The organism is Streptomyces sp. NPDC004111 (assembly GCF_042874215.1).
GTDB lineage: Bacteria > Actinomycetota > Actinomycetes > Streptomycetales > Streptomycetaceae > Streptomyces.
Genome location: NZ_JBIAMU010000001.1, coordinates 729,423 through 744,971, shown reverse-complemented (window position 1 = coordinate 744,971; position 15,549 = coordinate 729,423). Strand labels below are relative to the sequence as shown.

Annotated in this window: 13 protein-coding genes; 6 read left to right on the top strand and 7 right to left on the bottom strand. The window is 71.8% G+C overall.

The window, feature by feature from the left end; genetic code table 11:
• Positions 1–7 precede the first annotated feature (7 nt).
• Positions 8–772, bottom strand: coding sequence for a response regulator (locus ACFYVL_RS03320; RefSeq protein ID WP_389241058.1), 765 nt, complete (start codon positions 770–772; stop codon positions 8–10).
• Entirely contained in the window at positions 769–2,079 is a 1,311-nt protein-coding gene (locus ACFYVL_RS03315) for a sensor histidine kinase (RefSeq protein WP_389241057.1), read from the bottom strand. Before ACFYVL_RS03315 ends, ACFYVL_RS03320 begins: the two co-directional genes overlap by 4 nt.
• Before the next feature lie 341 nt (positions 2,080–2,420).
• Here ACFYVL_RS03315 and ACFYVL_RS03310 point away from each other — a divergent pair, with 341 nt between their 5' ends.
• On the top strand, positions 2,421–4,673 hold the full coding sequence (locus ACFYVL_RS03310) for an MMPL family transporter (protein WP_389241056.1): 2,253 nt from the start codon (positions 2,421–2,423) through the stop codon (positions 4,671–4,673).
• Here the strand turns inward: ACFYVL_RS03310 and ACFYVL_RS03305 are convergent.
• Positions 4,645–5,313 (bottom strand): class I SAM-dependent methyltransferase, encoded by a 669-nt coding sequence (locus ACFYVL_RS03305; RefSeq protein WP_389241055.1) that lies wholly within the window; start codon positions 5,311–5,313, stop codon positions 4,645–4,647. The two genes, ACFYVL_RS03310 and ACFYVL_RS03305, sit on opposite strands and share 29 nt — an antisense overlap.
• A gap of 42 nt (positions 5,314–5,355) precedes the next feature.
• Positions 5,356–6,429, bottom strand: coding sequence for a saccharopine dehydrogenase (locus tag ACFYVL_RS03300; protein ID WP_389241054.1), 1,074 nt, complete (start codon positions 6,427–6,429; stop codon positions 5,356–5,358).
• A 130-nt stretch (positions 6,430–6,559) separates the two neighbouring features.
• Here ACFYVL_RS03300 and ACFYVL_RS03295 point away from each other — a divergent pair, with 130 nt between their 5' ends.
• Positions 6,560–7,150, top strand: a complete 591-nt coding sequence (locus ACFYVL_RS03295; RefSeq protein WP_389241053.1) for a TetR/AcrR family transcriptional regulator — start codon at positions 6,560–6,562, stop codon at positions 7,148–7,150.
• A 109-nt stretch (positions 7,151–7,259) separates the two neighbouring features.
• On the opposite strand, the gene ACFYVL_RS03290 is transcribed toward ACFYVL_RS03295, so the two are convergent.
• The gene (locus tag ACFYVL_RS03290; RefSeq protein WP_389241052.1) at positions 7,260–7,541 is read right to left on the bottom strand and encodes a WhiB family transcriptional regulator; all 282 of its coding nucleotides are present in this window, start codon (positions 7,539–7,541) and stop codon (positions 7,260–7,262) included.
• 530 nt (positions 7,542–8,071) lie between these two features.
• On the opposite strand from ACFYVL_RS03290, the gene ACFYVL_RS03285 reads away from it, so the two are divergent.
• A complete protein-coding gene (locus ACFYVL_RS03285) occupies positions 8,072–9,163 on the top strand; it encodes an ABC transporter ATP-binding protein (protein WP_389241051.1) in 1,092 nt (363 codons plus the stop codon).
• A gap of 315 nt (positions 9,164–9,478) precedes the next feature.
• On the opposite strand, the gene ACFYVL_RS03280 is transcribed toward ACFYVL_RS03285, so the two are convergent.
• Positions 9,479–10,486: an ROK family protein gene (locus tag ACFYVL_RS03280; protein ID WP_389241050.1), complete on the bottom strand. Its 1,008-nt coding sequence runs from the start codon at positions 10,484–10,486 to the stop codon at positions 9,479–9,481.
• 291 nt (positions 10,487–10,777) lie between these two features.
• A complete protein-coding gene (locus ACFYVL_RS03275; protein WP_389241049.1) occupies positions 10,778–11,929 on the bottom strand; it encodes a LacI family DNA-binding transcriptional regulator in 1,152 nt (383 codons plus the stop codon).
• Positions 11,930–12,293: 364 nt separating this feature from the next.
• Between ACFYVL_RS03275 and ACFYVL_RS03270 the strand changes: the two genes are divergently transcribed.
• From ACFYVL_RS03270 to ACFYVL_RS03260, 3 genes are read left to right on the top strand one after another with little or no spacing between them, the layout of a single operon-like run.
• Positions 12,294–13,589 (top strand): ABC transporter substrate-binding protein, encoded by a 1,296-nt coding sequence (locus tag ACFYVL_RS03270; RefSeq protein ID WP_389241048.1) that lies wholly within the window; start codon positions 12,294–12,296, stop codon positions 13,587–13,589.
• 17 nt (positions 13,590–13,606) lie between these two features.
• Entirely contained in the window at positions 13,607–14,623 is a 1,017-nt protein-coding gene (locus tag ACFYVL_RS03265; RefSeq protein ID WP_389241047.1) for a carbohydrate ABC transporter permease, read from the top strand.
• Entirely contained in the window at positions 14,623–15,528 is a 906-nt protein-coding gene (locus tag ACFYVL_RS03260) for a carbohydrate ABC transporter permease (protein WP_389241046.1), read from the top strand. Before ACFYVL_RS03265 ends, ACFYVL_RS03260 begins: the two co-directional genes overlap by 1 nt.
• Positions 15,529–15,549: the final 21 nt, after the last annotated feature.

Genomic DNA, 15,549 nt, shown 5'->3' with positions numbered 1-15,549 from the left:
CCGGCCCTCACCCGCCCTGTTCGGGCCCCGCGGCCGAACGCGCGGTCACCAGGCCCGATTCATAGGCCGCGATGACCGCTTGGGCACGGTCGCGGACGCCCAGCTTGTCGAAGATGCTCGTGATGTAGTTCTTGACCGTGGAAACGCTGAGGTCCATGGTGCGGGAGATCTCCGCGTTGTCGAGGCCGGTGGCCATCAGGCGCCACACCTCGGCCTCGCGGGGCGTCAGTGCGCCCGTTTCGCCGTGCGGCGGCCGGGCCGGAGCCGGGGCGGTCCTCACATAGGCGGAGATCAGCCGGGTGAGCAGGCGCGGCGCGACCACCGCCTCGCCCGTGTGCACGGTACGGATCGCGGCGGCCAGCTCCTCCGGGGAGCTGTCCTTCGGCAGGAACCCGTACGCTCCGGCGCGCAGCGCGCCCACCACGTACTCGTCCATGTCGAAGGTGCTGAGGGCCAGGACCCGGCAGCCCGGTACGGCGGCGGCGAGCTCCCTGGTGGCGGCGACCCCGTCCAGGACGGGCATCCGGATGTCCATGACCACCACGTCGGGGCGGAGCCGTTCGGCGAGGGCCACCGCCCGGCCGCCGTCCTCGGCCTCCCCCACCACCTCGAAGGAGGGGTCCGGCGCAAGGATCAGCGAGAGCCCGCGCCGGACCAGCGGCTGGTCGTCCGCGATGAGCACCCTGATGCGCGACGGCGGCGCCGCACCCCCGGCCGCCCCTCTGCCGTCCGCCCCGGGCGGTCCGTCTCCCGCCGTGGTTCCCGTGGTCATCGCCGTACCCCTTCGTGCCGTTGCCGCGCGGCTTCCTCCGTCGTCTCCCCGGGGGCGAGCGGCAGCTCGGCCCGCACGGCGAACCCCCCGTCGGCCGGTGCGCCCGCGGTGAGGGTGCCGCCGTGCAGCGCGACGCGCTCCCGCATGCCGATCAGCCCGTAACCGCCCCGGCCCGCACCCCCGTCCGTCTGCTCCTCCGGCGGGGGCCCGCCCCCGCCGTCGTCGTGCACCTCGACGGTGATCCGCTCCTGACCGTACGTCAGCCGCACCCGGGCGCGGGCGGTGGGCCCCGCGTGCTTGCGGGAGTTGGTGAGGGCCTCCTGGACGATCCGGAACACGGTGAGCCCGACCGTCGGCGGCAACGGGCGCCGCACCCCGTCGACGTCGAACCCGGTGGGCAGACCGGCCAGCCGGGACTCGGCCACCAGCCGTCCGAGGTCGCCCTCGCCGGGCTGCGGCTGCGCGGGCGCGTCCTCCGGTTCGTCACCGGCCCGCAGTACGTCGAGGAGCTGGCGCATCTCGCTCAGCGCGAGCCGGCCGGAGGCCTCCAGGGTGACCAGGGCGTCCCGGGCCACTTCCGGGCGGCCGAGGTTGGCCCTGGCACCGCCGGACATCAGCTGCATGGTGGTGATGTGGTGCGCCACGATGTCGTGCAACTCCCGGGCGATGCGGCGGCGTTCCTCGGCCACGGCGCGGTCGGCGAGGAGCCTGCGGTTGACCGCGACCTCCTGTTGCCAGCGGCGGACCGCCAGGGCGGTGCCGACGACGATCAGGGTGGACAGGGGCATGAGGGCGACGTCCTGCCAGGGCGGGATCCGGCCGCCCGAGCCTCCCAGCAGGGTGAGCCACACCGTGAGGACGGCGGCGACCGCGGCGACACCCGTCACCCGTGCGGAACAGGCTCGGGCCACGGAGTACAGGGCGACGAGCAGCACCGCGCCGAAGTGGCTGGGCAGCGGCACGGCGAGAGTGGCCGTCGCGTCGAGGACGAGCACGGCGGCGAGCGCGGCCACCGGATACCGGCGCCGCGCGAGCAGGGGCAGTGCCGCCACGGCGACGAGCAGGATCCCGCCGGCGCTGACGGCGTACCGGCCGTCGGGGTCGTCGAAGAACACATAGCTGAGCAGGTTCATCACACAGGCCCCGCCGGTCACGAACGCGTCGTTGCGGGTCCAGGGCGGCTCAAGTCGACCGGCGCGGCCGGGTCGCCCGGGGGGCGGTGCGGTGGGCGGCTGCTTCCCGGCGTCGGCGTCGGTGTCAGTGGCGATGTCGGCGTCGGCGGGTCCGGACTGTCGGCTCCTGGGCATGTCTGCGTTCTCCCTGCGTACGGCCTCCCGGCCCCGGAACAGGGTTGCACGGCCAACGCAGCGACGGCACCGGCCACGGGACCAGGACCACGGTCCTGGTGGCGGGCGTGACCGGGCCCCGGGTCCCCGGTCCGGATCATCCGCCGTCCCGACGTCCGCGGGCCCCCGGGCTGATGGTCTGGAGACCGGCCGGAAACCCCCGGCAGACATCCGCGATCCGTACCCCGGTCCGTGTCACCGGCCCGCACCCGAACCGTGGGCCCGTACGCCGACTCCCTCTTCCCCGATCCCTCTTACCCCTTCCCTCTTCCCCCTTCCCATCCGTCCGCCGGAGGACCCCCTTGATCCGCGCCCTGACCCGCTGCTCCACCCGGCACCCCTGGAAGGTCATCGCCCTGTGGGCGGTGCTGGGTGTCGCACTGAGTGCCCTGACCCCGACCCTGATGGACCGCGTCACCCAGGGCCCGACCGAGAACTTCCTGCCCCGGAGCTACGACTCGGCCGCCGCGCAGCACATCGCCCGGGAGCGGTTCGGGGCGAACCCCGACGCCACCACCGTCACGGTGCTGGTCGCCCGCTCGGACGGCAGGTCCCTGGGCGCGGCCGACCTGGGACGGATCCGGGCCGAGGCTGCGAAGCTCGGCAAACGGCGGGTGGTGATGCCGAGGCAGGACGACGGCCCGCGGTTCCTGGTGCCGGACCGCTCCCAGACGCCCCGTGTCGCCCCGGCAGCCACCGCCCCGGACCGGAGCTTCCTGCTGCTCTCGGTCGAACTGACCGGCAGTCCTGCGGACAAGGGGGTGCAGGGGGTCTACCGGGCCTTCCGGGACTCCGCGCGCACCCAGTTCGCCGAGACGGGGATGCGTACCGGCTTCACCGGTGACCTCGCCGGGACCGTGGACACGGCCGACGGCAACGCCACCCTCACCAAGGTCGCGGGCGGTCTCGCCGTCGGACTGATCGTCCTGCTCAACGTGCTGGTGTTCCGCAGCGCACTGGCCGCCCTGCTGCCCCTGCTGGCGGTCGCCGTGATCGGCTTCGTGGCGGTGGGCGCCGTCGCGGGAGGCGCGCTGCTCACCGGACGCGAACTCGACGCGGGCAGCACGGACCTGATCAACGTGGTCCTGCTCGGCATCGGCCTCGACTATCTGCTGTTCCTGATGTTCCGCTTCCGCGAGCAGCTGCGGAAGGCGCCGGGGCGGCCGGTCCGCGAGGTGGCCGAGCAGGTCTCGGGCCGGGTGGGCACCGCGATAGCCTCGGCCGCGCTGACCATCGTGGCCGCGTTCGCGACGCTGGGGGTGGCGGCCTTCGGGCAGTTCCGTTCGCTGGGGCCCGCCATCGCCGTCGCCGTACTGGTGATGCTGCTCGGTAGCCTCACCCTGCTGCCGGCGCTGCTCGCGGCGTGCGGACGCGCCCTGTTCTGGCCCTCCCGCTCCCTCGACCGCGAGCCGCCCGAGGGCCGGTCCGCCCGCCTCGGTTCGCTGCTCACACGACGGCCGCTCGCCCTGCTGGCCGCCTCCGTCGCCCTGCTCGCCGCTCTTGCCGCCGGACTCGCCGGGATGCGCATGGACTACGGCGGCTCCACGGGCGGATCGTCCGGGGAAAAAATCCCCGCCGCGGTCACCGCGGCCGAGATCTCCCGCACGCTCCCGGCGGGCACCTCGGACCCGACGAGCGTGTACGTCACCGCCAAGGACGGCGGCCCCCTGACCGTCGGGGCGCTGGACGAGCTCTCCCGCGCGCTCGGGCACGTCAAGGGGGTGGAGCACGTCGCAGCGACCGTCCTGAACAAGGACCACCGCGCCGCCCGCATCAACCTCCACCCGGCCGCGGACCCGCGCACCCAGCAGGCCCGCGACCTGGTGTCCGGTCCGATCCGCGACGCCGTCGCCCGGTACGCGCCCGCCACGACGACGGTGCACGTGGGCGGCACCGCGGCCATCCACGCCGACATCTCGACGGCCGTCGCGCAGGACCTGCGGACGGTGTTCCCGGTGGCGGCCGGGCTGATCGCGCTGATCCTGCTGCTCCTCCTGCGCAGCCTGCCGGCGCCGGTGGTGCTGCTGCTCTCGGTCGGGCTGGGCTTCGCCGCGACGCTCGGCGCCACAACGCTCCTGTTCCAGCACGGGCTCGGCGGGCCGGGCCTCCACTACACCCTGCCGCTGGTGCTGTTCCTGTTCGTCGTGGCCCTGGGCACCGACTACAACATCCTGGTCACCGACCGGATCCGGGAGGAGATGCGGCTGCCGGGAACGGGGCGCGCCGCCGTGGCACGCGCCGTGCGGCACACGGCGCCCGCCGTCGCGACCGCGGGTCTGGTGCTCGCCGCCTCCTTCGCCACCCTCGCCACCGCTCCCGGCAACGGCCAGACGGCGTTCGCCATGACCCTCGGCATCCTGCTCTCCGCGCTGATCGTCTCCCTGGTACTGGTCCCCGCCGTCGCCGCTCTGCTGGGCCGGGCCCTCTGGTGGCCGTTCGCCCCGCGCACCACCGGGCCCCGGGATCCGGGTCACGGCACGACCGCGGCGCGGGATCCGGAGCGCGGAGAGGACACCTCCCCGTATGTCACCGCCCGTCGTCGAGCGGCTTCCTGACCAGCAGTTGCATGCCCTGCGCCTCGTGGCCGTTCATCGTCGGCACGGTGATCCGGCGGGTGTGGACCGTTTCGAAGGCGGCCAGCAGGGCGGCGAGGCGGTCGGCGGAGTGGTGGCGGCAGACCGCGCCGTCGCCGGTCTCGAACACGCCGTGCGTGCCGTACCGTCCGGCGAACCTGGCGTACCGGTCGAGGTTGCGCTCGTCGTCCTGGAGCAGCAGGTCACTGACGTACAGCAGCCCGCCCGGTGCCAGGACCCGGCCCAGTTCGGCGATCAGCCCCTGCTGTGCCTCGTCGCCGGGTACGCAGGTCAGTACGGCGAACAGCACGGCCAGATCGACGCTCCCGTCGGCGGTTCCGGTCAGGGCCGGCGGCTCGTCGAGCACCTCGAAGCGCGGCGCGGGGTGCAGGTCGCGGGCGCGGGCGATCATGCCGGGCGAGGTGTCGGCGCCGGACAGCCGGCGGAAGCCGAGCTGTTCGAGGTGGTGCAGGGTACGGCCGTACCCGCAGCCGTAGTCGAGGACGGCGGCGGCGCGGTCGACCTCCGCCAGCCACGGCTCGTGCAGCGGATGCGCGAACCGTTTGGTGTCGGCGACCGCGTCCCAGTAGGCGGTCTGACGGTCGAGGTCGGTTTCGGGCATGGCGGGTGCCTCCATCGGTGTCCGGGGCCCGGTCCGTCCGGCTCATCGGACCGTACAAGCCGCACGGTCGCCCGACGGTGAATTCCCGCCGTCCGCCGCTTCGAGGAAGGTGGCGCCCGTCTCCCGCAGGCGCCGCGTCGCGTGCGCCGGGTCGATCAGGGACTCGGGGGTGTGCAGGCCCGGCGGGACGGGTTCGCCGCGCAGGCCCAGCAGCCGTTCGACGCCGAGCGCGATCCCGAGCGCGGTCACCGGCCGCTGGCCCCGCGGGTGGACGAGACGGCGGCCGACCCGCAGCGGCGCGCCCGTCGGGCCGACGCCTTCGATGTCGATCCGGGCCTCGAAGGGGGCGGGTTCGCCGTGCCGCCGGGCCGGGGACCGGCCGACGGCCATGTCGAAGCGGACGTTCGGCGCCCCTGTCGCCCGCGCGAGGCTCGGCACGTCCAGGACCGCGACGCTCACGCCGGGCAGTACCGTGCCGTCGCCGGTCGGTACGTCCGCCTCCGCGTCGGGGCCGTTGACCCAGGTGAAGACGGAGTCACGGCGCACCAGGCCCGCCGTGCCCGCGGTGGTCCACCGTGCCAGGTCGGCCACTCCCGCGGGCCCGCCGACGTCCGACTCGTCCAGGGCGGCACGGACGCGGAGGGTGTCGATCCGGTCGAACTCCCGGGCCAGTCCGAGCGTCGCGAGGGTGAGGATCCCGGCGCAGAAGTGGCTGGCCATCAGGACCGGTGCGGCGGTCGGGCGGTGCGCGGTGGCGACGACTTCCGGTGCGATCTCCACCAGGCCGCTGGAGATGCTGAGGTACGGCACGCCGTGCTGCTGGGCGTAGTGCAGTGCGTTCTGCTGCTGGTCCCACAGTGCGGCGACCACGGCCGACCAGCCGGGGCCGGACGGCAGGCCCAGATCCGCGCGCCGCAGGTCGACGGTGACGGCGGTGGCCCCGCCCAGTGCGTCGGCCACCCGTCGCGCACGTCCGAGGTCACGGCCCGCGAGGGTCAGCGGCAACTCGGGGTACCACCGGCGCAGCAGGGCCGCGGTGTCCGAACCCGCCTGCCCGGAACCGCCCAGGATCAGCAACGGCTTCTCGGATAAGGACGTCAACTGCCGCTCGGGCATGGGGAGTTCTCCTCGCATCCATCAAGCTACACTTTGTAGCCTACGTTTTGTAACATAGGCTGGGAGGCAGCACAACAGAGGCCCGCCACGACCGGCTCACGGCCGGGGAACCACAGCAGGGGGAAGAACCATGGCCAGCACTCCGGCCCGGCTGTCCAAGCAGGCACGGCGGGAGCAACTGCTCGACACCGCCGTTGAACTGGTGCGCGCCCGGGGCGCCGACGGCCTGACCCTGGTCACCCTCGCGGAGGCGGCCGGGGTCAGCCGCCCCATCGCCTACGACCACTTCAAGACCCGCTCCGGCCTGCTGCTCGCGCTCTGCCGGCGCCTCGACGCCCGCCACCGGAGAGCCGTCACCGAGGCGTTGCGGGACGCCGCGCCCTCCGCCGACGGGGTCGCCCGCGTGATCAGTGCCGCCTACTTCGCCTGCGCCACGGACATGCCTGAGCTCAACGCGGTCTCCGCCGCACTGAAGGGGAACCCGGAGATGGAGGCGGCCCAGCGCGAGATGCTCGACGAGTACATCGGCCTGATGGCCACCGCGCTGCTGCCGTACGCCGATGTCGCACCCGGCGCCCTGCGGCTGCGGTGCGTCGGGGTGCTGGGCGCGGCGGAGGAACTGGCGACCGCGCTGCACCGGGGCCGCGCCTCCGCGCCGGAGGTGATCGCCGCACTCACCGATCTGATCCTGGGCGGCCTCGGCAGGCCGGGCAAGAGCTGAGGCGGGCAAGAGCTGAGGCGGGGAGGCGCGCCGGGGCCCGGAAGTCGCCGGGCCCGGGAAAGCACCGCCGCCGGGCACGCGCCGGAACCCGCCCGGCGGCGGGCCGGCGTCAGCGCAGGCCGTGCAGCCTGGCGGCCAGGTCGCGGCGTTCCTTCGCCGTGTAGCCGCCCCAGATTCCCTCGGGAACACCGTGGTTCATGGCCCACTGGAAACAGCGCGCCCTCACCTCGCACAACTCGCAGACGTCCTTGGCCCTGCGCTCGTCGAGTTCCGTCGCGTCGGACGTGCCCACCGGGAAGAATATTTCCGGATCGGATTCCACGCACAGTGCCTGCCGCTGCCAGTTGAGGTCCTTGCGAACCTGTGGCGGCAGTCCGGGAATTCGGGTCATGGTGAACCCCTCTGGTCGTGGCCCCTGCACTGCGCGAACCGCGCTCCGGGCCCTGAATATTGTTTTTCGCCGACCGGTCCGACTACCTCCACCCTTGTGAGCCGCACCGGGAGGGTCAAGCCGCCGAAGGTCCTCTCCCCCGGGACCATCGGCCCGAACGGGCCGCGCGGCGGCACACGGAGGACACAGGGGCAGGTCGGGCGGGGCGCGCCGGCCCGCGGCGGGACCTTCGGCTCTGCCCGGCCGGGACCTTCGTCACCTGTTTCTCCCATGGGGCCGGACCGGAATCACGGAATGCCGCAGAATTCCGCCACGGACAAGGAGTGCAGCGGATTCTTCGCCTTTTCCGGCCGTCCGATTGCTTTTTGACAATTCGGCAGGCACCCCGCAGGGTGATTCCGGTAGTGCGTTTCGCGCGCACCGCCCCGTGCACCCGTTCACTTCCGACCCGTGCACCGCGCCTGTTCGGCGAACCCCCTCCTCATTCGGATCGTCCGGCACGTACCGCCGGTGAAAGGGACGACGTACCCGTGGCTGACATCACGTTCGACAGGACCACCTGCATCTACCCGGGGGCCGAGCGCCCCTCGGTGGACGCGCTCGACCTGCACATCGAGGACGGCGAGTTCCTCGTGCTCGTCGGCCCCTCCGGCTGCGGGAAGTCCACCACGCTGCGCATGCTGGCCGGTCTGGAGGACGTCAGCAGCGGCACCCTGAGCATCGGGGGCCGTGACGTCACCCATCTGCCGCCCAAGGAACGGGACATCTCCATGGTGTTCCAGAACTACGCGCTCTACCCGCACATGACGGTCGCTCAGAACATGGGCTTCGCCCTGAAGATCGCCAAGAAGCCGAAGGACGAGATCGCCCGCCGGGTGGCCGAGGCCGCGAAGATCCTCGACCTCACCGAATACCTGGAGCGCAAGCCCAAGGCGCTCTCCGGCGGTCAGCGCCAGCGCGTCGCGATGGGCCGCGCCATCGTCCGCGAGCCCCAGGTGTTCCTGATGGACGAGCCGCTCTCCAACCTCGACGCCAAGCTCCGGGTGCAGACCCGCGCCGAGATCGCCCGGCTCCAGCGGCGGTTGGAGACCACGACCGTCTACGTCACGCACGACCAGGTGGAGGCCATGACGATGGGCGACCGGGTCGCCGTGCTGAAGGACGGACTCCTCCAGCAGGTGGCCTCGCCGCGCACCATGTACGACCGGCCCGCCAACAAGTTCGTCGCCGGCTTCATCGGCTCCCCCGCGATGAACCTGATCTCGCTGCCGCTGCACGAGGACGGCATCCGGTTCGGCGGCACCATCCTCAAGATCAGCCCGGCCGCCCGCGCGGCGGCCGGCGGCCCGACCGTCACGCTGGGCATCCGTCCCGAGCACCTCGACTTCCACGCGAAGCACAGCGACAAGGGGCTGCCGGTCACCTTCTTCACCGTGGAGGAGCTGGGCTCGGACGGATACGCGTACGGCACGCTCGCGGTGGAGGGGGGCACCGAAGTCCCGCTGACCGTGCGCACGTTCGGCCGCGAGGGCGGTCTGCGCGACCAGACGATCCGGGTCATACCGCGCCAGGAGGAGATGCACCTGTTCTCCGACGTGACGGGCGAGCGGCTGCCCGACTGACCCGGCAGGGCGGCGGCGAACGCGAGCAGCGGCAAACGACCGGCAGGGGCCCGGCACCGTCACACGACGGTGCCGGGCCCCTGCCGGTCACCGTTCCCCTGCGGAGCCGTACGGCCTCCCCTACGGGCCCCGCGCGGGGAGGACGGGCTGTGCCCCGGTCCCGAGAGAGCGCGGGACCGGGGCATGGGTGCGGGTGCAGGCGCAGGTGCGGGTGCGGGTGCGACGTACGAGGCGTACGAGGCGCCGGAGTGCAGAGGTGCGGGGATGCGGCCTGCCGTTACCCCTCCGTCGGAGCGCCGCGCCTCCGCCCCTCCGTCAGAGTGCCGCGCCGAAGGCGACCGCCGCGGCTCCCACCAGGCCCGCGTCGGTGCCCGACTCGGCGGGCTCCACCCGTACGTCACGGGTGAAGGAGAGCGTCGCGTACCGCTGGAGTTCCCGGCGTACGCGGTCGAAGAGCAGGTCGCCCGCCCTGGCGACGCCGCCGCCGATCACCACCGTCTCCAGCTCGACCAGCGCGGCGGTGGCCGCCACCGAGGCCGCCACCGCGCGGGCGGCCCGGTCGAAGGCCGCCAGCGGCACCTGCTCACCCGCCCGCGCCGCCTCGGCCACCGCCTGGGCGGTGGCGGGCACACCGGTCGGCGGGGTCCAGCCGTGGGCGACGGCGTAGCGGACGATGCTCGGACCGCTGGCGATGCGCTCGACGCAGCCCCGGGAACCGCAGGGGCACTCCTCGCCCTCCAGGTCCACGCTCATGTGACCGATGTGGCCCGCGTTTCCGGAGAGCCCGGTGAAGAGCTTGCCCTCCAGGAGCAGTCCGCCGCCGACGCCGGTGGAGACCACCATGCACAGGGCGTTGGTACGGCCGCGTGCGGCGCCGCACCAGAATTCCGCGGCGGCGATGGCGGGGCCGTCGCCGATGAGTCGTACGGGCAGACCGTCGACGGCGTCGCGCACCCGGTCGGCCAGCGGGAAGTCGCGCCAGCCGGGGATGTTGACCGGGCTGACGGTGCCCTTGACGGTGTTGACCGGGCCCGCGCAGCCGATGCCGACGCCGACCGCCCTGCTCCAGCCCGGGTGGGCGCGCAGGTCGTCGAGCACCAGGTGCACCTGGGCCATCAGGGCGTCGGCTCCCTCGGTGGCGGGGGTCGGGAGCTGGGTGCGGACCAGCAGCGCGCCGGAGGAGTCGACGAGCGCTCCGGCGATCTTGGTGCCGCCGATGTCGATGGCCGCGACGAGGGCGTCGGGCGCCAGCGCGTCGAGTGCCAGGGCGTCTGCGGAGTCGGCCGGGGAGGGGCTGTGCGGGAGCGGAAGAGGAAGAGTCATGGGTTTGGCGCTCGCTCGTCTCGTGGGCGGATCGGATGCTTGGGGGCGGATCTCGTGAGCGGTTCTCGTGGGCGGATCTCGTGGGCGGTTCTCGTGGGCCGGGCGGAAGCTCGTGCGCGGGGCCGGGACTCGTACACACGGGCCGGGGCGGCGGGTACGTACGCACGGGCCGAGGCCGGGTACGTGGGTACGGACCGACCGGCCCGTGGTGCGCGGCCGTACGGGCCGGCGGTCCCGGTCCCGTACATCCGCGCCTCGGGGCGTACGGGCCGGGCTCGGCGGGGGCTCCGGTCAGGAGGCCGTTCGCTGGGCCGGCATCTCCGGCGACGGCGGCGGTCCCACGCTCTCTCGCGGTTCCAGCCGGGGCAGCGGGTCCTGGAGGCAGCGCGGTTCGGAACCGGCCAGCAGGCTCAGCACCTCGGTGGCCGCCCGGTGCCCGAACGCGCCCGGCTCGCGGGACAGTGCGGTGATCCGGGGGTGGAAGGTGCGGCAGATCGCCGAGTCCTCCCAGGACACGATGGACACGTCCTGCGGGATGCGCAGTCCGCGCTCGGTGGCGACGCCCGCCGCCGCCACCGCCATCACCTCGTTGTGGCAGATCAGAGCGGTGGGGCACATCGGGCCCGAGAGGAGCCGACGGGCCGCCCGCACGCCCTGGTGGTCGCTGAAGTCGGTGGTCACCGAGACCGTGTGGTCGAGGCCCAGGCGCCGGGCGGTGGAGCGCAGGGCGGCGATCCGGCGGGCGGTGTGGGCGAGCCCGGGGGGACCCGCCATGTGCGCGATGCGGCGGTGACCGAGGTCGTACAGGTGCTGAATGATCAGTTCCATCGCGCCGGCGTCGTCCGCCCAGAGGTTGGAGAGCCGGGCGCGGCGGCCGTAGGTGGTGGTGGGGACGGGACCGTTTCCGGGGCGGGCGGTGCCCGGTGCCTCCATCGCCCCGACGACCACGGCGGGCATCCGGAGCGCGGCGAGCACCTCGGGCCGCGGGTCGCTGACCCGGGGGTCGACCACGATCACGCCGTCCACCCGGCCCTCGGCCCACCAGCGCCGGTAGAGGTCGCACTCGGCCTCGATGTCGTCGACCATCTGGAAGACGAGGGCGTGGTCGTGCGGGGCGAGGCCGGCCTGGATGCCGGAGACGACCTGGAGGAAGAAGGCCTCGACGCCGAGGCTGCCGGCCGGGCGGGCCAGCACCATGCCGATCGCCCGGGAGCGTTCGTCGCCGGGGCCGCCGCCGCTGCCGGGGCCGGTGCGCCGGCCGAGCCGGTCGGCGACGGCGATCACCCTGCGGCGGGTCGCGTCGGACACCCCGGGCCGGTTGTTCAGGGCGAAGGACACCGCGCTCGTGGACACCCCGGCCTCACGGGCGACCTCCTTGAGCGTCGGCACCCGCGGCGGCGGGCTCTCCGCGCCGGTGCCCCACGGGTTACCGCGCCCCTTCATCCGGCACCCCCTGCCGTGCGGCACACCCCTGCCGCGCCCCCGCATGCCGCGGCCCGTACGACGTACGGGCCCGGCCGCTCGCTATGTGTGAGGGCTCCATTGCCCTGGGCACACCCATGTCCGCAGAAATCCCTTCGGGTAGCTCCTACGCGCCACAGTATCGCCTCCCATATTCCTCCTCCTATGCAGCTCCACAGCTGTCCCACGACCCGAACTTTAGAGAATTTAGTCCTTTTTAGTTGGCCTGACCTGCGGCTTTACGATTTTTAGTCGTTTATCTAGCGTTGACGTAAAGGGAATTGAACTACAGGCTGACGCCGAGCTCTTCGCACCAGGCAAGAACCCAGGCAAGGAGTAAGTTCCTATGTCCATTCGTCGCAGCGTCGCGATCCGGACAGCTGTCGGCCTCGGCACAGTCCTCTGTCTTTCCGTTGTCACCGCTTGCGGTGGTGGAGGTTCCGACAAGGCCTCGGCCACCGACGGCAAGATCGAGGGCAGCATCAAGTTCCAGACCTGGAATCTCCGGGCGAACTTCAAGGACTACTTCGAAGGAGTCATCAAGGACTTCGAGAAGCAGCACCCCGGAACCAGTGTCAAGTGGGTCGACCAGCCCGCCGACGGCTACCCCGACAAGCTGAGTGCCGACGCCTCGGCCGGCTCGCTGCCGGACGTCATGAACGTGTCGCCGGACCTCGCGTTCCCGCTCGCCAAGGCGGGACTGCTGCTGAATCTGGACAAGGACAAGACGGCCTCGAAGTTCAAGCCCGAGTACCTGGAAGGTGCTTGGAAGGGCTTCGAGATGCCCGGCATGGACGGCACCTACTCCTTCCCCTGGTACCTCAACAGCGGCCCGCTGTTCTACAACAAGACGATGTTCAAGAAGGCCGGGGTCGACGCGGAAAAGGCGCCGAAGACCTTCGACGAGCTGTTCAGCACGGCGGAACAGCTCGCCAAGAAGGGTGAGGCCACCCTCGGACAGCCGCCGACCATCGAGGACTTCGGCCGCTACGGCGTCGAGGCGATGGACAAGGAGGGGAAGAAGTTCACGCTCAACAGCGAGAAGGGCGTCGAACTCCTCACCAAGTACAAGAAGTTGTACGACGACGGCGGCCTGCACAAGCAGACGCTGACGCTCAAGGACGACTCCACGGGCCAGAAGTTCCTCCAGCAGGAAATCGCCATGAACCCGGGCAGCGCCCACGACCTGGACAACTTCAAGAAGAACGCCCCGTCGCTGTACGACAACATCGGCATCACCGAGGTGCCCACCAACACCGGCAAGCAGAACATGTACCTCCAGGGTCTGTCGGTGAACTCGCAGAGCAAGAACGCGGCCACCGCCGTGGCCTTCGCCCACTTCCTCACCAACGAGAAGAACCAGGAGGCCTTCGGCAAGAAGGTCGCGGTCTTCCCCTCCACCAAGGGCTCGCTGGACAAGGAGTACTGGACGAAGGAGGACGGCACCGAGGAGGGCAAGATCCGCGTCGCCTCGGCCAAGATGCTGCCGACCGCGGTGAACTACACGCCGGTGCTGTTCAGCGATGAGATGAAGACGATCCTGCGCAACGAGATCGCCAAGTGCTTCCAGGGCAAGGCCTCCCCGAAGGCCGCGCTCGACAGCGCCGTGGAGCAGATGGACAAGCTCCTCGAGCAGAACTGACAGGAGGTCAGCCCCCCGTGAGCACGTCCTCCGAAGCGGCCCCCGCAGCATCGGCCGCACCCGCGGCCGGTGCGGCACAGGCCGCACCCGCGGCCCCGGCCGCCTCCGCGACCGGTGGCTCGCCCGCCCGCCGCCGTGCCTCCGGGCACGACGGCGGGCGGGGGCGGCGCACCCACCGGCCGCTCAGCCCCTGGCTGTTCCTGGCCCCGGGCCTGCTGATCACCCTGGCGTTCAACCTCTACCCGTTCTTCGCCACGGTCTGGAAGTCCCTCACCGACGCCCGCACCCTCACCGAGGGCAAGTTCGTCGGGCTGGAGAACTTCCAGGCGCTGTTCAGCGACGAACAGTTCTGGGTGGCGCTGCGCAACAGCGCGCTGTACGTCGTCGTGGTCGTCCCCCTGCTGGTCTTCCTGCCCCTGCTGCTCGCGCTCCTGGTGCAGAAGCACGTGCCGGGCATCGCGTTCTTCCGCTCCGCGTACTACACCCCCGTGGTGGCGTCGGTGGTGGTCGTCGCCCTGATGTGGGTGTGGATGCTGGACGACCGCGGGTTCGTCAACGGCGTCCTGCAGATGCTGGGCATCGACCCGGTGCCGTTCCTCTCCAACCAGTGGCTGCTGCTGCTGAGCTCGATGCTGCTGACGGTCTGGAAGGGCCTCGGCTACTACATGATCATTTACTTGGCCGCGCTGACCAACGTGCCGCGCGAGCTGCACGAGGCCGCCGAGGTGGACGGGGCCGGCGCGATCCGCCGCTTCTTCTCCATCACGGTGCCCGCGGTCCGCTCGACCATGGTGCTGGTGGGCGCGCTCTCCTCGGTCTCCGCCTTCAAGGTCTTCTCCGAGGTCTTCATGATCGCCGGTCCCACCGGTGGTCCCGGCGGCCAGGACACCACGCTCGTGATGCTGATCCAGCGGGTCGGCACCGGGCTCCAGGGACGTACCGGATACGCCTCGGCGATCTCGATCACGCTGTTCGTACTGACGCTGATCCTGATGCTCTTCGTGCTGCGGGCCGACCGGAAGGACAAGGACTGATGAGCACCACGACCCAATCCGCGGGCGTCCCGGCAGCTCCCGCTCCCCCCAAGGCCCCGCGCCGCAAGCCGCGCCGCCGGACCGGTTCCACCTGGGGACTCGTGGTGCGCTACCTGGCGCTGACCCTGGTCCTGCTGGTGATGATCGGCCCGTTCCTCTGGCAGCTCTCCACCTCCCTCAAGGGCGCCACCGAGGACATCTTCACCTCGCCGCCGCAGCTGCTGCCCCAGCACCCGACCCTCGACAACTACAAGGGCGTCGCGGACATCATCCCGGTCTGGGACTACATCCTGAACTCCCTGAAGGTGGCCGTCACCAACGTCCTGACGAACATCGTCGGCGCCGCCATGGCCGGTTACGCCCTGGCCCGGCTCCGCTTCAAGGGGCGCGCGGTCGCCTCCCTGGTGTTCGTGGCGGCACTGCTGGTCCCGATGGAAGCGATCATGATCGCCCAGTTCGCGACCATGCGCAGCCTCGACCTGAACGACACCCTCGTCGCCGTGGTGCTGCCCGGCTGCATCGGCGCGATGAACGTCCTGCTGATGCGCAACGCCTTCAGCGGCATCCCGTACGAGATCGAGGAAGCCGCCATCGTCGACGGCGCCAACGTGTGGCAGCGCTTCACCAAGGTGGCACTGCCCGCCGTCAAGGGCACCCTCGCGGTCGTCGCGATCTTCTCCTTCATGGGCGCCTGGGACGACTTCCTGTGGCCGCTCATCGTGCTCTCGGACTCCGAGAACTTCACGCTCACCGTGGGACTGAACTTCCTGCACGGCACCTTCGCCAACAACCAGCGGGTGGTCGCGGCCGGCACCATCATCGCCGTCGCACCGCTGATCGTGATGTTCGCCTGTCTGCAGCGCTTCTTCTTCAAGGGCGTCGGCGAAGGCGCGGTCAAGGGCTGACCGCCCTGCCCCCTCGCCCTC

What these genes read in the sequence shown, in the direction of transcription:
- ACFYVL_RS03270 (WP_389241048.1), top strand. Translation starts at nt 12,294, where the DNA reads ATGTCCATTCGTCGCAGCGTCGCGATCCGGACAGCTGTCGGCCTCGGC.
- ACFYVL_RS03320 (WP_389241058.1), bottom strand. Translation starts at nt 772, where the DNA reads ATGACCACGGGAACCACGGCGGGAGACGGACCGCCCGGGGCGGACGGC.
- ACFYVL_RS03315 (WP_389241057.1), bottom strand. Translation starts at nt 2,079, where the DNA reads ATGCCCAGGAGCCGACAGTCCGGACCCGCCGACGCCGACATCGCCACT.
- ACFYVL_RS03260 (WP_389241046.1), top strand. Translation starts at nt 14,623, where the DNA reads ATGAGCACCACGACCCAATCCGCGGGCGTCCCGGCAGCTCCCGCTCCC.
- ACFYVL_RS03275 (WP_389241049.1), bottom strand. Translation starts at nt 11,929, where the DNA reads ATGAAGGGGCGCGGTAACCCGTGGGGCACCGGCGCGGAGAGCCCGCCG.
- ACFYVL_RS03280 (WP_389241050.1), bottom strand. Translation starts at nt 10,486, where the DNA reads ATGACTCTTCCTCTTCCGCTCCCGCACAGCCCCTCCCCGGCCGACTCC.
- ACFYVL_RS03305 (WP_389241055.1), bottom strand. Translation starts at nt 5,313, where the DNA reads ATGCCCGAAACCGACCTCGACCGTCAGACCGCCTACTGGGACGCGGTC.
- ACFYVL_RS03295 (WP_389241053.1), top strand. Translation starts at nt 6,560, where the DNA reads ATGGCCAGCACTCCGGCCCGGCTGTCCAAGCAGGCACGGCGGGAGCAA.
- ACFYVL_RS03290 (WP_389241052.1), bottom strand. Translation starts at nt 7,541, where the DNA reads ATGACCCGAATTCCCGGACTGCCGCCACAGGTTCGCAAGGACCTCAAC.
- ACFYVL_RS03300 (WP_389241054.1), bottom strand. Translation starts at nt 6,429, where the DNA reads ATGCCCGAGCGGCAGTTGACGTCCTTATCCGAGAAGCCGTTGCTGATC.